Source organism: Sphingopyxis sp. CCNWLW2, assembly GCF_037095755.1.
Lineage (GTDB): Bacteria > Pseudomonadota > Alphaproteobacteria > Sphingomonadales > Sphingomonadaceae > Sphingopyxis.
In genome coordinates this window covers 325,365-343,326 of sequence record NZ_JBAWKJ010000003.1, presented here as the reverse complement: position 1 = coordinate 343,326, position 17,962 = coordinate 325,365, and the positions used below count along the sequence as shown (strand labels likewise).

The following is a 17,962-nucleotide window of genomic DNA, read 5'->3' as shown; positions in this document are numbered from 1 at the left end:
CGCCAGTTACGCAGTGCGCGCGAGCTTTTCTTCCGCAAGGAACGGCTGCACGGCCGCCAACGCGCGCGTCACATAGTCCGCTTTCTCGCCGACCGGCGCGACATAGTGCAGCGCCTCCTCGGCCGCGGCGGTCCCGGCCAGCCGCGCGATGATCCACGCGGCGAGATATTGCGACGCGAGGCAACCGCCCGCGGTCGCGACATTGCCATGCGCGACGAAGGGTGCGTCGAGCACCTCGACTCCGGCCTCGATCACCCACGGCTTGGTGGTGAGGTCGGTGCAGGCGGGGAGCGCGCCAATCAGCCCGAGCTTCGCGAGCAGCAGCGTCCCCGAACATTGTGCGCCGATCAGCTGGCGCGACGGGTCGAGCCGGATGCGGCCGAGCATCAGCGGGTCCGCCGCGATCTCGCGCGTCTTGATCCCGCTGCCGATTATCACCGCGTCGGCCTTCGCCACGAAGTCGAGCGGTTGCTGACGCTCGATCGTCACGCCGTTCATCGAGGTCACGCGCGGCGTCGGCGACGTGATGTGCGCTTCCCAGCCCTGCCCGCGCAAACGGTTCAGGATTCCGGCCGCAACGAACGAATCGAGTTCGTTGAAGCCGTCGAAGGTCAGCACCGCAATCTGCACGTCAAAACTCCCCTTGAAACGAGCGGCGCCTATACAGCGCCTTCGAAGATATCATCAACCCAGTGCGACCGCGCGGTGCCGTCGCGCGGCGACGCGAGGTAGCGGCCCCATGCCGCGCTCTCGTGCGCGACGATCCCGAGTTCCCAGACGCAGAAGGTCGGGCGCGGGGCGCCCGCGCCCGGCGGATAGGCCGGATCGAACGGCGCGAAGGCTGGCATGTCGCCGTGCCGATACCAGACCGCTTCCCAGAGTTCGTTCGACCCGCGCCACACCGACACGAGCAGGAAATAGAAATCGGCGCCGCAGCGGTGGAGGATGACGAAACCGCAATCGCCCGGCGCGACGGCCGCCACCGCCTGTCCGGCGAACCAGTCGGCGCAGAGCTTCGCCACTTCGTCCGGCACCGGCGCGTCGGCAGTGGTCAGGTGATAGAGCTTGAGCGCCGCGCCGCCCGCTTCGACGAGCGCGCGAAATTCTGCATGTTTCGGATAATGAAGATAGGCGGGATCGACGGCGGCGGACATAGGCATCTCCAACGATGTTCTTTATATGTTCTATACATGCCCACCGCACGCCGCAAGCCTGCTCACGCTGAGCGCCAATCTTTATCGCCGGATCGTGAGCCCGAGCGTGATGCTGCCGTCGCCCGCCGCCCCGCCCTGTCGGCCGGCGAGCAGGTCGAGGTCGATGCGGTCGCGGTCGAAGGTCCATCGAATCCCCGCCTGCAGTGCGGGCCGCTGGTCGGGCCGTCCGAAGATTTCCGCCATCAGCGCGACCCCTTTCGCCGCGGCGACATCGACCTGCGCGCCGTAGAGCGGATGCGCGCCCTCGCCCCGGCTGTGCCCGACGCCGGCGTTGAGGTTGACCGTGAGATTTCCGGCCGGCCGGAAAGTCACGGGCACCAGAAGCGCCGCGCTGTCGATATGTCCCGAACCCGGGTCGATCAAAGCCGATCCGGCCAGCCCGACCGCCGGGCCGCGGCCGCCCTCGTGCAAGGTCCATTTGATCGCGGGTCCGGCAAGCCAGCGGCGCGCACCGGGCGTCCCCACCCGCTGGACGGTTCCGCCGATCTCGACCGCCGGCAGCGCTTCGGCCGTGCAGGCGGGGCTGAAATTGACGAGGCGCTCGCCGTGGCCAAGGTCGCTGACCCAGCTTTCGAGGTGGCAGGCGCCGGGGGTTTCGACGGCAGCGTCGTCGACGCCATGCGCGCCGCCCGCGGCGATCGCGGGCAGCGGCATCGCGATTACGCTCGCGGCCGCCAGACCCGGCAGCAGGCGGAATTCGATGATCCGCATCGCCTGTCTCCCGCCGTCATCACAGCCAGCCGCGCTTGCGGAAATAGGCGAAGGGCAGGATCGACGAGACGAGCATCAGCCCAATCGCGAACGGGTAGCCATACTGCCAGCGTAGTTCGGGCATGAGGTCGAAATTCATCCCGTAGATCGACGCGATCAGCGTCGGCGGCAGGAAAGCCACCGCGGCGACGGTGAAAATCTTGATGATCTGGTTCTGCTCGAGGTTGATCAGGCCCAGCGTCGCGTCGAGCAGGAAGTTGATCTTGCCCGACAGGAAGCTCGCATGATCGGTCAGCGCCTGCACGTCGCGCTGGATCGTCTTGAGCCGCGCGCGCGCCTCGCGGGCGCTGCCTTCGCTTCGCGTGCTGTGATAGGACAGCATCCGCGCGAGCCCGACGAGGCATTCGCGCAGCTTGGTGAGCAGATCGCCCTCGCGCCCGATGCGCCCGAGCATCGCTTCGAGGTCGCGCGCCGGGCCTTCGGCGCCGCCGCCCGCGGCCTTGCGCGCGAAAACGTCGCGCGACACGGTGTCGCAGTGGAGCGCGCTGCGTTCGAGCACGTCGGCGACGCGATCGACGATCGCCTCGATCAGGTCGAGCATCAGCGTTTCGGCGGTCGTCGCGCCGTTGCTGCGCAGCCGGCGCGCGACGACCTGTTCGAACGGCGCGGCTTCGGCATGGCGAACCGTCGCGAGGCTTGCCGCGCCGAGGATGAAGGTGACGGGCGCGAGGCGCGGCGCATCGCCGTCGAGCCCGACGACGATCGGTACCGTCATAAACTGCGCGCCGGCCTCTTCGTAGAGCCGCGCCGAGGGTTCGATTTCCTGCATTTCGGGCAGCGTCGGGATCGAAATTCCGAGCAAGGCGGCGGCATTTGCGGCGTCGTCGGCGGTCGGATGGACGATATCCGCCCACAGGATGGCGGGCGGGTTGGCCGCGCCGATATCGGCGCGGACGAGGCGGTCGGCCTCGCGAACGAAAGCGTGGAACATGGAGTGTCTCCTGAATGCTGGCGTCCGCCAGCGTCAGGAGATGCGCAGGAGATTACCCCTGACGGACCGCCGTGGCTGCCGGACATATGGTGCGACGTCTACTGTCGGGGTCCATTTTTCGGTCCTTGGGTTGATGCCGGAGTCGCGCCCCGGCGGGCGGCGCTATGCGCCCGCCGGTTTAGCCTGTCAATTCGCGATGTTATGGCGCTACGCCGCCTTTTTCGCCTGCCGGTATTTGTGCAGCAGCGGTTCGGTATAGCCCGACGGCTGCGTCACGCCCTCGAAGATCAGCGCGCGCGCCGCTTGGTACGCGATGCCGTCGGGGGTCAGCTTTTCGTAGAGCGCATCGCCGGCGTTCTGCGCGTCGACCTTTGCCGCCATGCGCGTCAGTGCGGCGTCGACCTGTTCGGGGGTGCAGACGCCGTGGAGCAGCCAGTTGGCGAGCGCCTGGCTAGCGATGCGCAAGGTCGCGCGATCTTCCATCAGGCCAACGTCGTCGATGTCGGGCACCTTCGAGCAGCCGACGCCCTGGTCGATCCAGCGCACGACATAGCCGAGGATGCCCTGGCAATTGTTATCGAGCTCGCGGGTGATTTCGGCCTCGCTCCAGTTGCGCCCCGTGGCGACGGGGATGTTGAGCAGGCGACCCAGCGAAGGCACGGCTTCGCCCGCGATCTCCTTCTGCCGCGCGAACACGTCGACCTGATGATAGTGCAGCGCGTGCAGCGTCGCGGCGGTCGGCGACGGCACCCACGCGGTGTTCGCGCCCGATTTCGGATGGCCGACCTTGGCCTCGAGCATCGCGCGCATCAGGTCGGGCATCGCCCACATGCCCTTGCCGATCTGCGCCTTGCCCGACAGCCCGCAGGCAAGGCCGATGCGAACGTTGCGGTCCTCGTACGACGCGATCCAGTCGCTCGCCTTCATTTCGCCCTTCGGGATCATCGGTCCCGCGCGCATCGAGGTGTGGATTTCGTCGCCGGTGCGATCGAGGAAGCCGGTGTTGATGAAGACGATGCGGTCCTTCACCGCGTGGATGCACGCGCTGAGGTTGGCCGACGTACGACGCTCCTCGTCCATCACGCCGACCTTCATCGTGTGACGCGCGAGGCCGAGCATATCTTCCACGGCATCGAACAGCCGGTTCGTGAAGCCGCATTCCTCGGGGCCATGCTGCTTGGGCTTGACGATATAGATGCTGCCCCCGCGGCTGTTCCTGAGCGTGCCGAGCCCCTTGAGGTCGTGGAGCGAGCAGAGGCTGGTGATGACGGCGTCGCAGAGGCCCTCGGGCGCTTCGGCGCCGTTCGGGAGCTTGATCATCGGCGTCGTCATCAGATGACCGACGTTGCGCACGAACATCACGCTGCGGCCGTGGAGGGTGAAGGCTTCGCCCGATGGCGAGGTCCATTTGCGGTCGGCCTCCATCGCGCGCGTGACCGTCTGTCCGCCCTTGGCAAAGCTTTCGACGAGATCGCCGCGCATCAGGCCGAGCCAGTTGGTGTAGCCGAGCGCCTTGTCCTCACCGTCCACCGCGGCGACGCTGTCCTCAAGATCGATGATCGTCGTCAGCGCGGCTTCGAGCACGACGTCGGCGATGCCCGCGGGGTCGGTCTTGCCGATCGCGCTGGCGGGGTCGATCACCAGTTCGATATGCAGGCCGTTGTGGCGGAGCAGGATGCCGCCGGGCTTGCTGCCGGCCCATTGCGCCGGATCGGCGAGCACGGGCTCTCCGCCCTGCCAGTCCGCCCAGCTGCCCGACGCCAGCGGGACCGCTTCGTCGAGAAACGCCTTGGCGCGCGCGATCACCGCGGCGCCGCGGTCGGCGTCATAGCCGCCGGGCCTGGCCGGCGGCGCGTCGAGTGCGTCGGTGCCGTAGAGCGCATCGTAGAGGCTGCCCCAGCGCGCATTGGCGGCATTGAGGGCGAAGCGCGCGTTGAGCGCGGGCACGACAAGTTGCGGCCCCGCCATCGTCGCGATTTCGGGATCGACATTCTGCGTGCCGACCTGAAACGCTGCGGGTTCGGGGACGAGGTAGCCGATCTCGCGCAGGAACGCTTGATAGGCGGCGGCGTCATGCGGCTGCCCCGCACGCGCTTCGTGCCAGGCGTCGATCTGCGTTTGCAAATCCTCGCGCTTCGCCAGCAGCGACGCATTCTCGGGCGCGAACTTGCCGAGCAGGTCCGCGAAATCGCTCCAGAATCTGGCGGTGTCGAGCCCCGTGCCCGGCAGCGCGCGCTGTTCGACAAAGTCGGCCAGTCGCGAATCGACGGACAGGCCGGAACGGTCGAGAAATTCGGTCATGCTACACCCTCTGGTCGGCGCGGCTGCGCCAGTGGACCCGGGGAGGAAAGGGCCGCCCGCCTATGCCGCGATTGGTTTCGATTGGCAATGGGCGCTTTTCAATGCGGGCCGGGTAGTTTACGTTGCAACGCACAACGAAAAAATCTCTCTCCCCAACTGACCCGGAATCATGGACGATACACGACTGAAACTGATGGAAGCCATCGCCCGCAAAAGGCTGGTGACGGCGCATTATAACGGCCAGGTGCTGACGCTGGCGCCGCACCTGCTGTTCGAGCGCCGCGGCGACCTGTTCATCAGCGCACTGAACCTCAACAAGAGCTGGCGGTCCGATGAGGACCCGCGGCTCGGCCACTTCAAGCTCGATGGATTGGCGTCGATCGAGCTCAGCGAAGAGGAGTTCGAGCCCCTGCCCGGTTTCGAACCCGCGCCGCCGCGCGAGGAAGACACGCCGCTGCTCGCGGTCTGAGTTCAGGCAACCCCGCGGGCCGGCGTCGGAGCCGGCGCCAGTTCGGCAATCGCGACCCGCACCTGATTCCGTCCACCCGCCTTGGCGCGGTACAGCGCGGCGTCGGCGCGGCGCGACAGGTCGAACAGCGAATCGTCCGACGTTCGCTGCGCCACTCCGAAAGACGCTGTAAAGCCGCGGTCGACCCCCAGCACCGGCAATTGCGCCGAGGTAAAGGTCGTGCGCACGGTTTCGGCATAGAGGCGGCCGTCGGACAGCAGCGCGTCGGGAAGCAGGACGGCGAATTCCTCGCCCCCGATCCGGCCGACGATCGCATTGGCGGGCGCCGCATCGACCAGCATCGCCGCGAAATGCGCGATCACGCCGTCGCCCGCGGCGTGGCCGAAGCTGTCGTTGATCTTCTTGAAGTCGTCGAGGTCGGCCGCGACGAGCACCGCCACCTCCCCGCCGCGCAGCAGCGCCAGTTCGGCATGATGTTCGAAACCGCGCCGGTTGAGCACACTCGAAAGCGGATCGGTTTCCGAGCGCGCGACCATCTCCGCGGTGGTGTCGCGCATGATCACGAGCAGCATGACGAGCGCGATCGCCATGAGCGTGACGACGCTCCCGCTTTGCGAGATCGCGGCATAAGTCGTCGCCATATAGCCCTGCGGCGCGCTCGCCGTCCCTACGATCGCCGCGATGAAGGGTTTGGCGACATAGATGCTCGCCGCGAGCACCTGAAGCGCGATCAGCAGCAGGTCGAGCGCCTGGCGCCGGCCCGAGCGCCAGATCACGAGCCCGAGCAGGGCCTGCATCGAAAAATAGGGTATCTGGTAAAGCATCAGACGCACGATCGAGCCATAGGTCATGCTGAAGATCACCGGCACGGCGAGGATCGTGACGACCCAGATCGCCGCCATCGCGCCCCACGGCGGCTGCGCCCGATAATGATGAGCGACACCGACCAGCGCAAAGCTGAGCGCGATCAGGAAGACCAGGAATATGCCGATGCCGACCGGGGTCGGATCGACCTGCCGCGTCAGCAGAAACTCCAACGCGACATAGATGATGCCCATGCCATAGCCCGCCGCAAGCCACCGCGCACCGCGCGCGCCGCGGTTCGTCGCCGCGACCACGGCGAACGCAACGGCAAAAATGCCGGCGACGGACATGTTGATGCCAAGCACAAAGGCGGCGGTCATCGGCTCACTCACTTATCGGTTCGGCCAGCGTAGCGACGCTGTTCCGAACTTTCGGTTAATGCGTTGCGATTCGGTGCAATTCGAGTGCCCCATTACCGAAGGGAACGGCCCGCGACAGTGACTTGCCGCACAGCGAAGACAAAATCGCCGCCCCGGGGGTGCAAAAGCCCCTCGCCGCTCGCTATAGCCACCCCATGGTCAGTCTCACCGCGACAGAAAATGCGACGCTTGAACGCGCCGCCGACGCCCCGATGCTCGCGCAAGTCGAGCAATGGGCGGCGGTGAACAGCGGCACGGGCAATCTGGCGGGATTGAAGACGATCGCGGGGCAGCTGGCCGATGCCTTTGCGGCGCTGCCCGGCGAGGTCCGGCTGGTCGCCGCCGACCCCGTCGAAAGCGTCGATAGCGCAGGCACCGTCAACACCATCCAGCGCGGCGACCATCTGCACGTGCGCGTGCGCCCCGAGGCGCCGGTCCAATTGCTGCTGACCGGGCATATGGACACGGTGTTCGCCGCCGATCATCCATTCCAGACGTTGAAGTGGCTGGAAGACGGCGTGCTCAACGGCCCCGGCACCGCCGACATGAAGGCGGGCATTTCGGTGATCCTCGCGGCGCTGACGGCGCTGGAGGCATCGCCGCTCGCGAGCCGCGTCGGATATGACGTGATGATCAACAGCGACGAGGAAACGGGCAGCCAGGCGTCGGCGCGGCTGATCGCCGAACTCGCGAAGGGCAAGACCGCGGCGCTGACGTATGAGCCCGCGCTGCCCGACGGCACGCTGGCGGGAGCGCGGCCGGGCAGCGGCAATTTCTCGGTCATCGTCCACGGCCGCGCGGCGCATGCCGGGCGCAATCCGCAAGAGGGGCGCAACGCCTTGCTCGCCGCCGCCGACCTCGCGCTGCGGCTCGGCGCGCTGAAGTCCGATACGCTGAAGGTCAATCCGGCCAAGATCGACGGCGGCGGCCCGAACAATATCGTGCCCGACAGCGCGATCCTGCGCGTCAATATGCGCCCGTCGACCCCCGACGCGATGGCGGCGGCCGAGGCGGCGATGCGCGATGCGATCGCGGCGGTGTCGCGCGAGCATGATGTCCATTGCCACGTCCACGGCGGCTTCAATCGCCCGCCCAAGCCGCTTGATGCGGCGGCGACGCGCCTGTTCGAACTGGTACGCGATTGCGGCGCCGCGCTCGGCCTGCCGATCGGCTGGAACGCGACCGGCGGGGTGTGCGACGGCAATAATATCGCGGCGTGCGGCGTGCCGGTGGTCGACACGATGGGCCCGCGCGGCGGCGCGATCCATTCGTCGGACGAATTTCTGATCGTCGATAGCCTCGCCGAGCGCGCGCAACTGTCGGCACTCACCATGATAAGAATAGCGGAACGGGGGACTGTGTGAATTATGTGATCCGGGCGGCCAAGCCGGGCGACTTGCAAAGCATTTACGAGATGGCGAAGCTGACCGGCGGCGGCTTCACCAACCTGCCCCCCGACAAGAATGCCTTGCGTGCCAAGCTCGAGCGCACCGAAGCATCGTTCGCGAGCGACAAGGAATATCCGTCGGACGAGCTGTACCTGCTCGTGCTCGAAGATACGGACAATGGCGAAGTGCGCGGCACCTGCCAGATTTTCGGGCAGGTTGGGCAGCGCTGGCCCTTCTATTCGTACCGCATCGGCACCGACAGCAAGCATAGCGAGCAGCTGGGCCGCACCTTCCACGCACAGGTGCTGATGCTCAGCAACGACCTCAACGGCGCGAGCGAGGTCGGCGGGCTGTTCCTGCACCCCGCGGCGCGCGCCGGCGGGCTCGGGCTGCTGCTCGCGCGTTCGCGCTATTTGTTCATCGCGCGGCACCGCGCGCGCTTCGGCGACCGCATCCTCGCCGAGCTGCGCGGGGTGATCGACGAAGCAGGCGGATCGCCCTTCTGGGACGGGGTCGCGGGCAAATTCTTTGGCATGAACTTCCAGGAAGCCGACCAGTTCAACGCGGTCCACGGCAATCAGTTCATCGCCGACCTGATGCCCAAACACCCCGTCTATATCGCGATGCTGGGCGAGCATGCGCGCAGCGTCATCGGCGTGCCGCACCCGACGGGGCGCGCGGCGATGCGCATGCTCGAGAATGAGGGCTTCGCGTACGAAAACTTTGTCGACATCTTCGACGGCGGCCCGACGATGACCGCGCGCACCGATCAGGTCGCAAGCATCAAGGACGCGAAACATATCGAGATTTCGGCCATCGCCGAAACGGGCAAGGACGCGCTGGTCGCGACGGGGCAACTCGCCGATTTCCGCTGTTGTTTCGGCAAGGTCGGCGACGGCGCGACGCTCGACAGCGAGGCGGCGAAGCTGCTGGGTGTCGGAAAAGGCAGCAACATCAGCTGGATCGGGCGCTAAACCATGCTCACCGAAATCAATTTCGACGGGATCATCGGCCCGAGCCACAATTATGCCGGGCTCAGCCGCGGCAATATCGCGTCGGCAAGCAATGCCGGCGACGTGTCGCAGCCGCGCGCCGCAGCACTGCAGGGCATCGAGAAGATGCGCCATAACCTGACGCTCGGGCTGCCGCAGGGCTTCTTCGCTCCGCTCGACCGCCCCGACGCGCCCTGGCTGGCGACGCTCGGCACGACGCCGGAGGACGCCGAGGGGCATTTGCGCGCGCAAGCCTGGTCGGCGTCGTCGATGTGGGCCGCCAACGCCGCGACCGTCTCCCCCGCCCCCGACAGCGCCGACGGCAAATGCCATCTGACCGTCGCGAACCTCGTCACCATGCCGCACCGCAGCCATGAATGGCCGGGCACGCTCGCGCAGCTTCGCCTTGCGTTCGCGCATCCCGCCTTTGCGGTGCACGCCCCCATCCCCGCCCCCTTCGGCGACGAGGGCGCGGCGAACCATATGCGGCTGTGCAGCGGGCACGACGGGCAAGGCGTCGAGATCTTCGTCTATGGCGTCGGCGGCGGCCGCTTCCCGGCGCGCCAGCATCTCGATGCGTCGAAAGCGATCGCGCGCAATCACCGGCTCGATCCCGCGCGCACCTTGTTCATCCGCCAGTCGGACACCGCGATCCAGGGCGGCGCGTTCCACAACGACGTCGTCGCGGTCGCGAACGAGCATGTGCTCTTCACGCACGAAACCGCGTTCGAGGACCGCGAGGCGGCGCACGCCGAAATCCGCGCCGCCTTCCCCGCGGTCGAGATCGTCGAGGTGCCCGCGAGCGCGGTGAGCCTGCCCGACGCGATCAAATCCTATCTGTTCAACGCCCAGCTGGTCAGCCTGCCCGACGGCGGCGGCATGGGACTGGTGCTGCCGACCGAGGCGCAGGCGACGCCCGCGGTGTGGAAATGGCTCGAGGCGCATGTCGCCGGCAACGGCCCGATCCGCCGCCTGCTCCCCGTCAACGTCCGCCAGTCGATGGCGAACGGCGGCGGCCCGGCATGCCTGCGGCTGCGCGTTGTTGCCGATCCGGCGACGGTCGATCCGCGCTTTATCGCCGACGAAGCAAAGCTCGACCGGATAGCCGGCGTCGTCGCAACACACTGGCCCGAAGCGATCGCGCCCGGCGACCTCGCGTCGGCGGCGCTGGCGAGCGACGTGCGCAAGGCGCGCGCCGCGCTGCTCGAAATGCTCGATCTCGGCGAACTCGGTTGAAGATACGCGAGCTGATCGGCACCGCCGAAGTCCCGGGCGGCGACGAGCTGCGCCTGTACCGGCGCGGCGACGATTTCATCATCGCGATCGATCGCAACGAATTGATGAGCAGCCGGATGAGCGGCTCCGAAGAAGCGTTGGCGACAATGACCTGCGACCGGCTGCGCAGCTCGAAGGCCGCCAGCCTGCTGATCGGCGGCTATGGCATGGGGTTCACCCTGCGCGCGGCATTGGCGACACTCGGTCCCGACGCAAGGATTGCGGTGGCCGAACTCGTCCCCGGCATCATCGAATGGGCGCGCGGACCGATGGCAGAGCTGGCGGCAGGCTGTCTCGACGATCCACGGGTCGAGCTGATCCTTGGCGACGTGTCGAAGGCGATCGGCGCGGCGACGCGCCGCTATGACGCGATCCTGCTCGACGTCGACAATGGCCCCGATGGCCTGACGCGCGACGCCAACGAGGGACTCTATTCGGCGGAGGGCCTCGCAACGGCCAAGGCGGCGCTGCGGCCCGGCGGCATATTGGCGATATGGTCGGCAGCCCCCGACGCGCGCTTCACGCGCCGGTTGACGGCGGCGGGCTTTCAAGTCGAAGAGGTCGGCGTGCGCGCGCGCAGCAATGGCAAGGGGCCGCGGCACGTGATCTGGTTTGCGCGAGCGAACTAGCGGCGCACGCGTAAATGGCGAGCTAACGTCGCGGGCCGGACCGATTCCGCGCTATTCTTAGGCATAGAAACGGCTACACTCCACGCGGGGCGGCGCACGATATTTGTCGAAGGAAAGCCGCGATGTCACCGACCGAGCAATCCGCGATCTGGCCCGAACTGCGCTGGGGCGACTGGCGCGATACCGCGATCACGCTGAAGCTGTGGACGCAGATCGTCGGCAAGATCCGCCTGTCGCTGACACCCTGGCTCAACCATGGCTGGCAGGTGCCACTCTATGTCAGTGCGCGCGGCCTCACCACATCGCCGATCCCGGTCGGGCACGAGCTGCTCGAGATCGAATTCGACTTCATCGTCCACCGGCTGATCTGCCGCACCAGCCAGGGGCAGACCCGCGAGCTCGTGCTCGAACCGCGCAGCGTCGCCGATTTTCACGACCGACTGCTCGGGCTGCTTGCCGATCTCGGCATCGCGGTGCGCATCCATGGCGTGCCGAACGAGGTGCCCGATCCGATCCCGTTCGCGCGCGACGAGAGCCACAAAAGCTATGACGCCGACGCCGCGCATCGTTTCTGGCGCGCGCTGATGCAGGTCGACCGGGTGTTCAAACTGTTCCGCAGCGGGTTTCTCGGCAAGGCGAGCCCGGTGCATTTCTTCTGGGGCAGCTTCGACCTGGCGGTCACGCGCTTTTCGGGCCGCGCGGCGGCGCCGCATCCCGGCGGCGTGCCCGGCCTGCCCGACCCGGTGACGCGCGAAGCCTATTCGCACGAAGTCAGCAGCGCGGGTTTCTGGCCGGGCGGCGACGCTTTTCCCGAGCCTGCCTTTTACTCCTACGCCTATCCCGAGCCGGCCGGGTTCCGGGACTATCCGATGCCCGCTGCGGCGCGCTTCGATACGGGCATGGGCGAATATATCCTGCCCTATGACGCGGTGCGGGCGGCGGCGTCACCCGATGCGCTGCTGCTCGATTTCCTCGAGCGCAGCTATGGCGCGACGGCCGATGCCGCGGGCTGGGACCGCGCCGCGCTGGAGTGCCCGCTGGGCGCGCCGGCACGCGTTCGCGAGACGAATTGAACCGTCTTTTCGCCGAACGGATGGCCTGATGGCTTGTTCCCACCTGTCGGATTAACTTACAGTTTACCATAAACCCGGCGCGCCGAATCCCGCATTTGCGCCGGTGGCACGGCGCTTGCTTAGGCTATGGTGATGCTGAAAAAAATCGGACGCCTGTTCGTCATCAAGACGCGCTTCGAAGCGTGCCTCATCATCTATGCCCTCGCCGTCGGGGCAATGGCGCGCGGCGCCGCTTATCTGCACGAATATCCGGGAGTTGGCGGCAAGCTGTTGCTGCTCGCCTGCACCGGTTCGGTGTTCCTCGCGGGCGCGAAGATTTTCGATTGCCTACGCTTCGAGCAGGCCGGGGCGGCCGCGCGGCAGGCGGAATAGATCTGCGGTCTTTCGCCGGTCATCCAGATATGCGAAGGCACCGGCCATGAGCAGGATCAGCGGCCGGCCGGCCATCAGCAGCGAGCATGTTTACGGCCTGAGCCTGCGCGTCGCGCGCTGGCGCGAAGGCACGCCGGGTACGCCTTTGCTGTTCCTCAATGGCATCGGTGCCGATCTGGTCGCCGCCGCGCCGCTGCTCGCGCAGATCCACGGCCGCGAGGTGTGGACGCTCGACATGCCGGGCGTCGGCGGCTCGCCCGACGCGCTGCTGCCCTATGGCGCGCCGACGATTGCGGCGGTGGTGATGGAGATCGCCGACCGCCTTGGCCACAAGATGATCGACGTCGCCGGGTTCAGCTGGGGCGGCGCGCTGGCGCAGCAGATCGCAATCCAGTTTCCGGGGCGCGTGCGTCATATGGTGCTGATGGCGACGACGCCGGTCATGGGCGCGCCGGGGATCGGATGGGCGGTGATGCTCGACGACGACATGCTGGCGAGCGGGCTACGGATTCAGACCGCCACGCCGCTCGGCCTCGCTTACCAGAGTGCTGCGATGATCGGATGGAGCAGCGTGGCTTTCCTGCCGGGGCTGAAAGAGCTTCCGACGCTGGTCTTAATGGGTGAGCAGGATGGCGTGGTGCCCGCCTGCTATGGTGAGATGCTCGCCGACCAGATCGATGGCGCGGTGTTGGAAATGGTGCCGGGATCGCACCTCTTCCCCTTCACCCATGCCGCAGCCATCGCGGGGCGGATCAGCGCGTTTCTGGATCAGCCGGAGATGGTACGAGCCGCCGCTTGAGGAAATCGGCGATCGCCTCCGCGGTCGCATCGGGCGCCTCCTCCATCGGCAGATGGCCGATTCCCGGCAGCATCACGACCTCGGACCCCGCGATACGTTCGTTGAAACTTTTCGCAGCGCTCGGGTTGATCAGCCGGTCCTTATCACCGAACAGGATCAGCGTCGGCGCCTTGATCTCGCCTACGCGCGCCGCCATCGCGGGCTCGCGGTCCATCCGCGCGCGCAGCACGGTCGCTTCGCGATTGCCGGGGAAGTGCAGCAATTCCCAATAGCGATCGATCATCGCCTCATCGACGATCGCCTGCTTTTCGACCGACCCGCGCAGCGACTGTTCGACCAGCATCCGCGGGGTCACCCGCGTCGCAAGCCAGCGGCCGAAAGGATATTCGAGGACGCGGAAACCGACGTTCGATTCGGGCCGTTTCTCGCCCGGTCGCAGCGGCATGCCGGAGGCGTCGATCAGCAACAGCGCATCGACACGCGCGGGCTGCGCGAGCGCGTAGCGCCAGCTGACCCAGCCCCCCATCGAATTGCCGCCGAGGATGAAATGATCGAGCCCCAGCTTCGCCGCGACGACGTCGATAGCATCCATCATGCCCTCGGCCGAATAATCGGTGTCGGGGGTCGCGCCGGTGAGCCCGTGTCCCGGCAGGTCGAGCGTGACAATCCGGTAGGTGGCGCCGAGCCGCTTCACCAGCGGTTCCCACGTATGAAGGCTCGCGTTCGAGCCATGGACCAGGATGATCGCAGGTCCCTCGCGATTGCCCTGATCGCGATAGTGGATGCGCTGCCCCGCCGGCCCCGCGACGAAGGTGGCGTTCGGCCCGCCATATTTCGCGATCATTTCATCGCGATCGGTGTCGGGGGTCAGGAGCAGGAGGAAGCCGACGACCATCGCGAGCAACAACGCGAGTGGGATCAACACGCGCTTGCGCCGGAACAACGGGCGCCGCGGCGGCGGCGGGTCGAAATCGTCTTCGTCGATCATCATGCCCCCCTCAAGGCTCGCGGCGACCCTAGCGTTTGAGGGCGTGAGGTCAATGCGCAGCCTGCCGCCTAACCTATTCGTGAATCTTGCGCCGGAAGGTTTCGGGCAGGAACAGCAACCCGATGACCAACGTGATCACCGCGACGATCACGGGATACCAGAGGCCGTAATAGATATTGCCCGTCGCCGCGACCATCGCGAACGCCGTCGTCGGCAGGAAACCGCCGAACCAGCCGTTGCCGATATGATAGGGCAGCGACATTGCCGTGTAGCGAATGCGGCTGGGGAAGAGTTCGACGAGCAGCGCCGCGATCGGACCGTAGACCATCGTCACGAGCAGCACGAGGTAGAAGAGGATCGCGACGACAAGCGGCTTGTTGATCGCCGCCGGATCGGCCTTTGCCGGATAGCCGGCGTCCGCCAGCGCGCGTTCGAGGTCCGAACGGAAGGTAGCGATCGCGCCGGCGCGGTCCTCTTCGGCGATACGCCAGGGATCGGGCGCGGCGAGGACGCGCGAGCCGATGCGCACGCGCGCGGGTTCGCCCGTCATGCGTTCGCGCGTGAAAGACGTGTAGCTCGCACCCGCCTTTGCCAGCGTCGACTTGATGATGTCGCAGCCGCTGCCTTCGAACTTGTTGCCTCCGATCGGATCGAACTGGAACGAGCAGGACCCGGGATCGGCCGCCATGATCACGGCGGCGTTCTGCTGTGCCTTGGCCATCGCCGGATTGGCCGCGCTGGTGAGCATCTGGAACGCCGGGAAATAGGTGATCGCGGCGAGCGCGCAGCCCGCGAGGATGATCGGCTTGCGCCCGACCTTGTCGCTGAGCCAGCCGAAGAAGATGAAGAAGGGGGTGCCGAGCGCGAGCGCGATGGCGATCAATATGTTCGCGGTCGCGCCGTCGACCTTCAGTGTCTTTTCGAGGAAGAAGAGCGCGTAAAATTGCCCCGAATACCAGACGACCGCCTGCCCCGCGACCGCGCCGAACAGCGCGACGATCACCCATTTGAGATTCTCCCAGCGGCCGAAGGCTTCGGTGAGCGGCGCCTTCGAGGTCGTGCCCTCCTCCTTCATCTGCTTGAAGACCGGGCTTTCCTCGAGTTGCAGGCGAATCCACAGCGACACGCCGAGCAGGATTACCGAGATCAGGAAGGGAATGCGCCAGCCCCAGTCGGCGAAGGCCGCCTCGCCCATCGCCGAGCGGATGACGATGACGACGCCGAGCGCCGCGAACAGGCCGAGCGTCGCGGTGGTCTGGATAAAGCTGGTGAACAGGCCGCGTTTGCCGTCGGGGGCATGTTCGGCGACGTAAGTGGCGGCGCCGCCATATTCGCCGCCGAGCGCGAGCCCCTGGACGAGGCGGAGCAGCACGAGCAGGATCGGCGCCGCGACGCCGATCGACGCATAGCTGGGGAGCACGCCGACGAGGAAGGTCGAGGCGCCCATCAGTCCCATGGTGACGAGGAATGTGTTCTTGCGCCCGACAAGGTCGCCGATGCGCCCGAAGACGAGCGCGCCAAACGGCCTTACGGCAAAGCCCGCGGCAAAGGCGCCAAGCGCGAAGATGAAGCCGGTGGTTTCGTTGACGCCCGAGAAGAATTGCGCCGAGATGATCGTCGCGAGCAGGCCGTAGAGGTAGAAATCATACCATTCGAACACCGTGCCGAGCGACGATGCCAGGATGACCTTGCGTTCGCTCTGCCGGGTTTCGAGTGCCGTCGCGCCGTCACCGTTCGTCATCCGCTACCCCTTCGCCCATATCTTGTGGGCGAAGGGTCTAGCGGACGGGTAGCGCGCGTCAACCGACGCGCTTGACCGCACCCTTGTGCGCGCCGACGCTCTTGTTGCGCGGGCGGAAACGGCGCTTGCGCTGGCCTTCCGCGCCTTCGCCGGCAGGAGCGCCGTCACGGCGCGGCCCGCGATCGCCGCGCGGCTTGTTGCCGTCACGGCCGCGCAGCGCGTCGTCGCGCTGGCGCTGCGGGTTGCGGCCCTGGCTGCCGGTGTCGCGCGGCGGCTGTGCCGGCTTTGGCAGGTTGCGCACCAGCTCGTTGAAATTCTCCGGCAGCGGCATCGGCTCGGACTTGCTCCGCGTCACGCGCTCGATATCGCGCATGTACGGGCGCTCATCGGGCGCGATGAAGCTGATCGCCTTGCCCTCGGCGCCGGCACGCGCGGTGCGGCCGATGCGGTGGACATATTGTTCGGGAACGTTCGGAATCTCGAAGTTGATCACATGGCTGACGCCCGACACGTCGATGCCGCGTGCGGCGATGTCGGTCGCGACGAGCAGCTTGATTTCGCCCGAGCGGAACGCCTGCAGCGCGTGGGTGCGCTGCGACTGGCTCTTGTTGCCATGGATCGCCATCGCCTTGATGCCCGCGCCCGCGAGGTGGCGCACGACGCGGTCGGCGCCATGCTTGGTGCGGGTGAAGATCAGTGCGCGGTCGATATCCTCGCTGGCGATGACCGAGTGCAGCAGCGCCTGCTTTTCCTTCTGTTCGACGAAGGTCGAATATTGGCTGATCTTTTCGACCGTGGTCGCCGCCGGGGTGACCGACACGGTCACCGGATCCTCGAGGAACTGTTCGGCGAGGTGCGCGATTTCCTTCGGCATCGTCGCCGAGAAGAAGAGGTTCTGGCGGCGCGACGGCAGCAGCTTGGCGATGCGGCGCAGCGAGTGGATGAAGCCCATGTCCATCATCTGGTCGGCTTCGTCGAGGACGAAGATTTCGACGTCGTCGAGGCGCAGCGCGCGCTGGTCGATCAGGTCAAGCAGGCGGCCCGGGGTCGCGACGAGGATGTCGACGCCGCCCGAAAGCTCGCGGATCTGCTTGTTGATCGGAACGCCGCCGAAAACGGTCGTGACGCTGAGCTTGGTGAAACGGCCATAGTCGCGGCAGCTCTGCGCGATCTGCGCGGCGAGTTCGCGCGTCGGCGCGAGGACGAGCATGCGGCAGCTCCGCGGATTGGCGCGATGCGGATAGGTCAAAAGGTGATGGATCGACGGCAGCGAGAAACCGGCGGTCTTGCCGGTGCCCGTCTGCGCAATGCCGCACAGGTCGCGGCCCTTCATCAGCGGCGGGATCGCCTGCGTCTGGATCGGGGTCGGCTGGGTATAATCCTTGGCGGCAAGCGCGCGATTGATGTCGGCGTGCAGGCCAAAGTCGTTAAAAGTCGTCATAAAATACTCACATAGGGCGACGCGCAGGCGCATCCGTTCGGTTCGAACGGACGGCGCACGGCCGCGGGTTCGAAACGACCCGCGTGAAAGGGTGCCTCTGGGGACAAAGCGCTGGTCCGGCTCGTCCCGCGCCTGTTTCGGGCGGGAAAATCACGCTGCCGGTGGTTGCGGCGGGTGGTCCCGCCATGCTGCGCTGCACCATCATATGGCATGGGTTGCGCCGGATTGCAAGATTATTGCGTGACAAAGCGACGCTTTCGCTTCCCGTTTGCCCTGAGCTTGTCGGAGGGCCGTTCTTTCTTCATTGGTAGCAGAAGAAATGGGCGGTGCTTCGGCAAGCTCAGCACCAACGGTT

General features: G+C 66.7%; 17 protein-coding genes. 8 read left to right on the top strand and 9 right to left on the bottom strand.

The features are described from left to right. Positions 1-6 precede the first annotated feature (6 nt). The 5 genes from V8J55_RS19030 to V8J55_RS19010 form a co-directional block, all read right to left on the bottom strand. Positions 7-630, bottom strand: a complete 624-nt coding sequence (locus V8J55_RS19030) for a DJ-1/PfpI family protein (protein WP_336447168.1) — start codon at positions 628-630, stop codon at positions 7-9. A gap of 29 nt (positions 631-659) precedes the next feature. Further along, positions 660-1,154 (bottom strand): hypothetical protein, encoded by a 495-nt coding sequence (locus V8J55_RS19025; protein WP_336447167.1) that lies wholly within the window; start codon positions 1,152-1,154, stop codon positions 660-662. Between the two features lie 81 nt (positions 1,155-1,235). After that, positions 1,236-1,925 (bottom strand): hypothetical protein, encoded by a 690-nt coding sequence (locus V8J55_RS19020; RefSeq protein ID WP_336447166.1) that lies wholly within the window; start codon positions 1,923-1,925, stop codon positions 1,236-1,238. 19 nt (positions 1,926-1,944) lie between these two features. Then, positions 1,945-2,916, bottom strand: coding sequence for a magnesium transporter CorA family protein (locus V8J55_RS19015; RefSeq protein WP_336447165.1), 972 nt, complete (start codon positions 2,914-2,916; stop codon positions 1,945-1,947). 207 nt (positions 2,917-3,123) lie between these two features. Further along, positions 3,124-5,217 (bottom strand): malate synthase G, encoded by a 2,094-nt coding sequence (locus tag V8J55_RS19010; protein WP_336447164.1) that lies wholly within the window; start codon positions 5,215-5,217, stop codon positions 3,124-3,126. A gap of 169 nt (positions 5,218-5,386) precedes the next feature. On the opposite strand from V8J55_RS19010, the gene V8J55_RS19005 reads away from it, so the two are divergent. Beyond that, complete coding sequence (locus V8J55_RS19005) at positions 5,387-5,686, top strand: hypothetical protein (protein ID WP_336447163.1); 300 nt, start codon at positions 5,387-5,389, stop codon at positions 5,684-5,686. Positions 5,687-5,688: 2 nt separating this feature from the next. Here V8J55_RS19005 and V8J55_RS19000 read toward each other — a convergent pair whose 3' ends face one another. Then, a complete protein-coding gene (locus tag V8J55_RS19000; protein ID WP_336447162.1) occupies positions 5,689-6,870 on the bottom strand; it encodes a GGDEF domain-containing protein in 1,182 nt (393 codons plus the stop codon). 194 nt (positions 6,871-7,064) lie between these two features. Here V8J55_RS19000 and V8J55_RS18995 point away from each other — a divergent pair, with 194 nt between their 5' ends. The 7 genes from V8J55_RS18995 to V8J55_RS18965 all read left to right on the top strand — a co-directional run bounded on the left by V8J55_RS18995 (position 7,065) and on the right by V8J55_RS18965 (position 13,437). Continuing rightward, positions 7,065-8,273 carry a hydrolase gene (locus V8J55_RS18995; protein ID WP_336447161.1) on the top strand — a complete coding sequence of 403 codons (1,209 nt, stop codon included), beginning with the start codon at positions 7,065-7,067 and terminating at the stop codon, positions 8,271-8,273. Further along, the gene (locus V8J55_RS18990) at positions 8,270-9,271 is read left to right on the top strand and encodes an arginine N-succinyltransferase (RefSeq protein ID WP_336447160.1); all 1,002 of its coding nucleotides are present in this window, start codon (positions 8,270-8,272) and stop codon (positions 9,269-9,271) included. Before V8J55_RS18995 ends, V8J55_RS18990 begins: the two co-directional genes overlap by 4 nt. A gap of 3 nt (positions 9,272-9,274) precedes the next feature. After that, complete coding sequence (locus V8J55_RS18985) at positions 9,275-10,525, top strand: N-succinylarginine dihydrolase (RefSeq protein WP_336447159.1); 1,251 nt, start codon at positions 9,275-9,277, stop codon at positions 10,523-10,525. Then, a complete protein-coding gene (locus V8J55_RS18980; protein WP_336447158.1) occupies positions 10,522-11,193 on the top strand; it encodes a spermidine synthase in 672 nt (223 codons plus the stop codon). Before V8J55_RS18985 ends, V8J55_RS18980 begins: the two co-directional genes overlap by 4 nt. A 122-nt stretch (positions 11,194-11,315) precedes the next feature. After that, positions 11,316-12,266 carry a DUF5996 family protein gene (locus V8J55_RS18975; protein WP_336447157.1) on the top strand — a complete coding sequence of 317 codons (951 nt, stop codon included), beginning with the start codon at positions 11,316-11,318 and terminating at the stop codon, positions 12,264-12,266. A gap of 132 nt (positions 12,267-12,398) precedes the next feature. After that, positions 12,399-12,638, top strand: a complete 240-nt coding sequence (locus tag V8J55_RS18970; protein ID WP_336447156.1) for a hypothetical protein — start codon at positions 12,399-12,401, stop codon at positions 12,636-12,638. Positions 12,639-12,684: 46 nt separating this feature from the next. Continuing rightward, a complete protein-coding gene (locus V8J55_RS18965) occupies positions 12,685-13,437 on the top strand; it encodes an alpha/beta fold hydrolase (RefSeq protein WP_336447155.1) in 753 nt (250 codons plus the stop codon). On the opposite strand, the gene V8J55_RS18960 is transcribed toward V8J55_RS18965, so the two are convergent. From V8J55_RS18960 to V8J55_RS18950, 3 genes are all read right to left on the bottom strand, one after another. Further along, positions 13,391-14,425 carry an alpha/beta fold hydrolase gene (locus tag V8J55_RS18960; RefSeq protein ID WP_336447154.1) on the bottom strand — a complete coding sequence of 345 codons (1,035 nt, stop codon included), beginning with the start codon at positions 14,423-14,425 and terminating at the stop codon, positions 13,391-13,393. The two genes, V8J55_RS18965 and V8J55_RS18960, sit on opposite strands and share 47 nt — an antisense overlap. Positions 14,426-14,498: 73 nt before the next feature. Further along, positions 14,499-16,166, bottom strand: coding sequence for an MFS transporter (locus tag V8J55_RS18955; RefSeq protein ID WP_336447153.1), 1,668 nt, complete (start codon positions 16,164-16,166; stop codon positions 14,499-14,501). 58 nt (positions 16,167-16,224) lie between these two features. After that, positions 16,225-17,607, bottom strand: coding sequence for a DEAD/DEAH box helicase (locus V8J55_RS18950; protein WP_336447152.1), 1,383 nt, complete (start codon positions 17,605-17,607; stop codon positions 16,225-16,227). Between the last annotated feature and the right edge of the window lie 355 nt (positions 17,608-17,962).

Coding starts and splice junctions, on each gene's coding strand:
- V8J55_RS19000 (WP_336447162.1), bottom strand. CDS start 6,870: ATGACCGCCGCCTTTGTGCTTGGCATCAACATGTCCGTCGCCGGCATT.
- V8J55_RS19015 (WP_336447165.1), bottom strand. CDS start 2,916: ATGTTCCACGCTTTCGTTCGCGAGGCCGACCGCCTCGTCCGCGCCGAT.
- V8J55_RS18985 (WP_336447159.1), top strand. CDS start 9,275: ATGCTCACCGAAATCAATTTCGACGGGATCATCGGCCCGAGCCACAAT.
- V8J55_RS18955 (WP_336447153.1), bottom strand. CDS start 16,166: ATGACGAACGGTGACGGCGCGACGGCACTCGAAACCCGGCAGAGCGAA.
- V8J55_RS18960 (WP_336447154.1), bottom strand. CDS start 14,425: ATGATCGACGAAGACGATTTCGACCCGCCGCCGCCGCGGCGCCCGTTG.
- V8J55_RS18950 (WP_336447152.1), bottom strand. CDS start 17,607: ATGACGACTTTTAACGACTTTGGCCTGCACGCCGACATCAATCGCGCG.
- V8J55_RS18965 (WP_336447155.1), top strand. CDS start 12,685: ATGAGCAGGATCAGCGGCCGGCCGGCCATCAGCAGCGAGCATGTTTAC.
- V8J55_RS19025 (WP_336447167.1), bottom strand. CDS start 1,154: ATGTCCGCCGCCGTCGATCCCGCCTATCTTCATTATCCGAAACATGCA.
- V8J55_RS19005 (WP_336447163.1), top strand. CDS start 5,387: ATGGACGATACACGACTGAAACTGATGGAAGCCATCGCCCGCAAAAGG.
- V8J55_RS19010 (WP_336447164.1), bottom strand. CDS start 5,217: ATGACCGAATTTCTCGACCGTTCCGGCCTGTCCGTCGATTCGCGACTG.
- V8J55_RS18995 (WP_336447161.1), top strand. CDS start 7,065: ATGGTCAGTCTCACCGCGACAGAAAATGCGACGCTTGAACGCGCCGCC.
- V8J55_RS19020 (WP_336447166.1), bottom strand. CDS start 1,925: ATGCGGATCATCGAATTCCGCCTGCTGCCGGGTCTGGCGGCCGCGAGC.
- V8J55_RS18970 (WP_336447156.1), top strand. CDS start 12,399: ATGCTGAAAAAAATCGGACGCCTGTTCGTCATCAAGACGCGCTTCGAA.
- V8J55_RS18975 (WP_336447157.1), top strand. CDS start 11,316: ATGTCACCGACCGAGCAATCCGCGATCTGGCCCGAACTGCGCTGGGGC.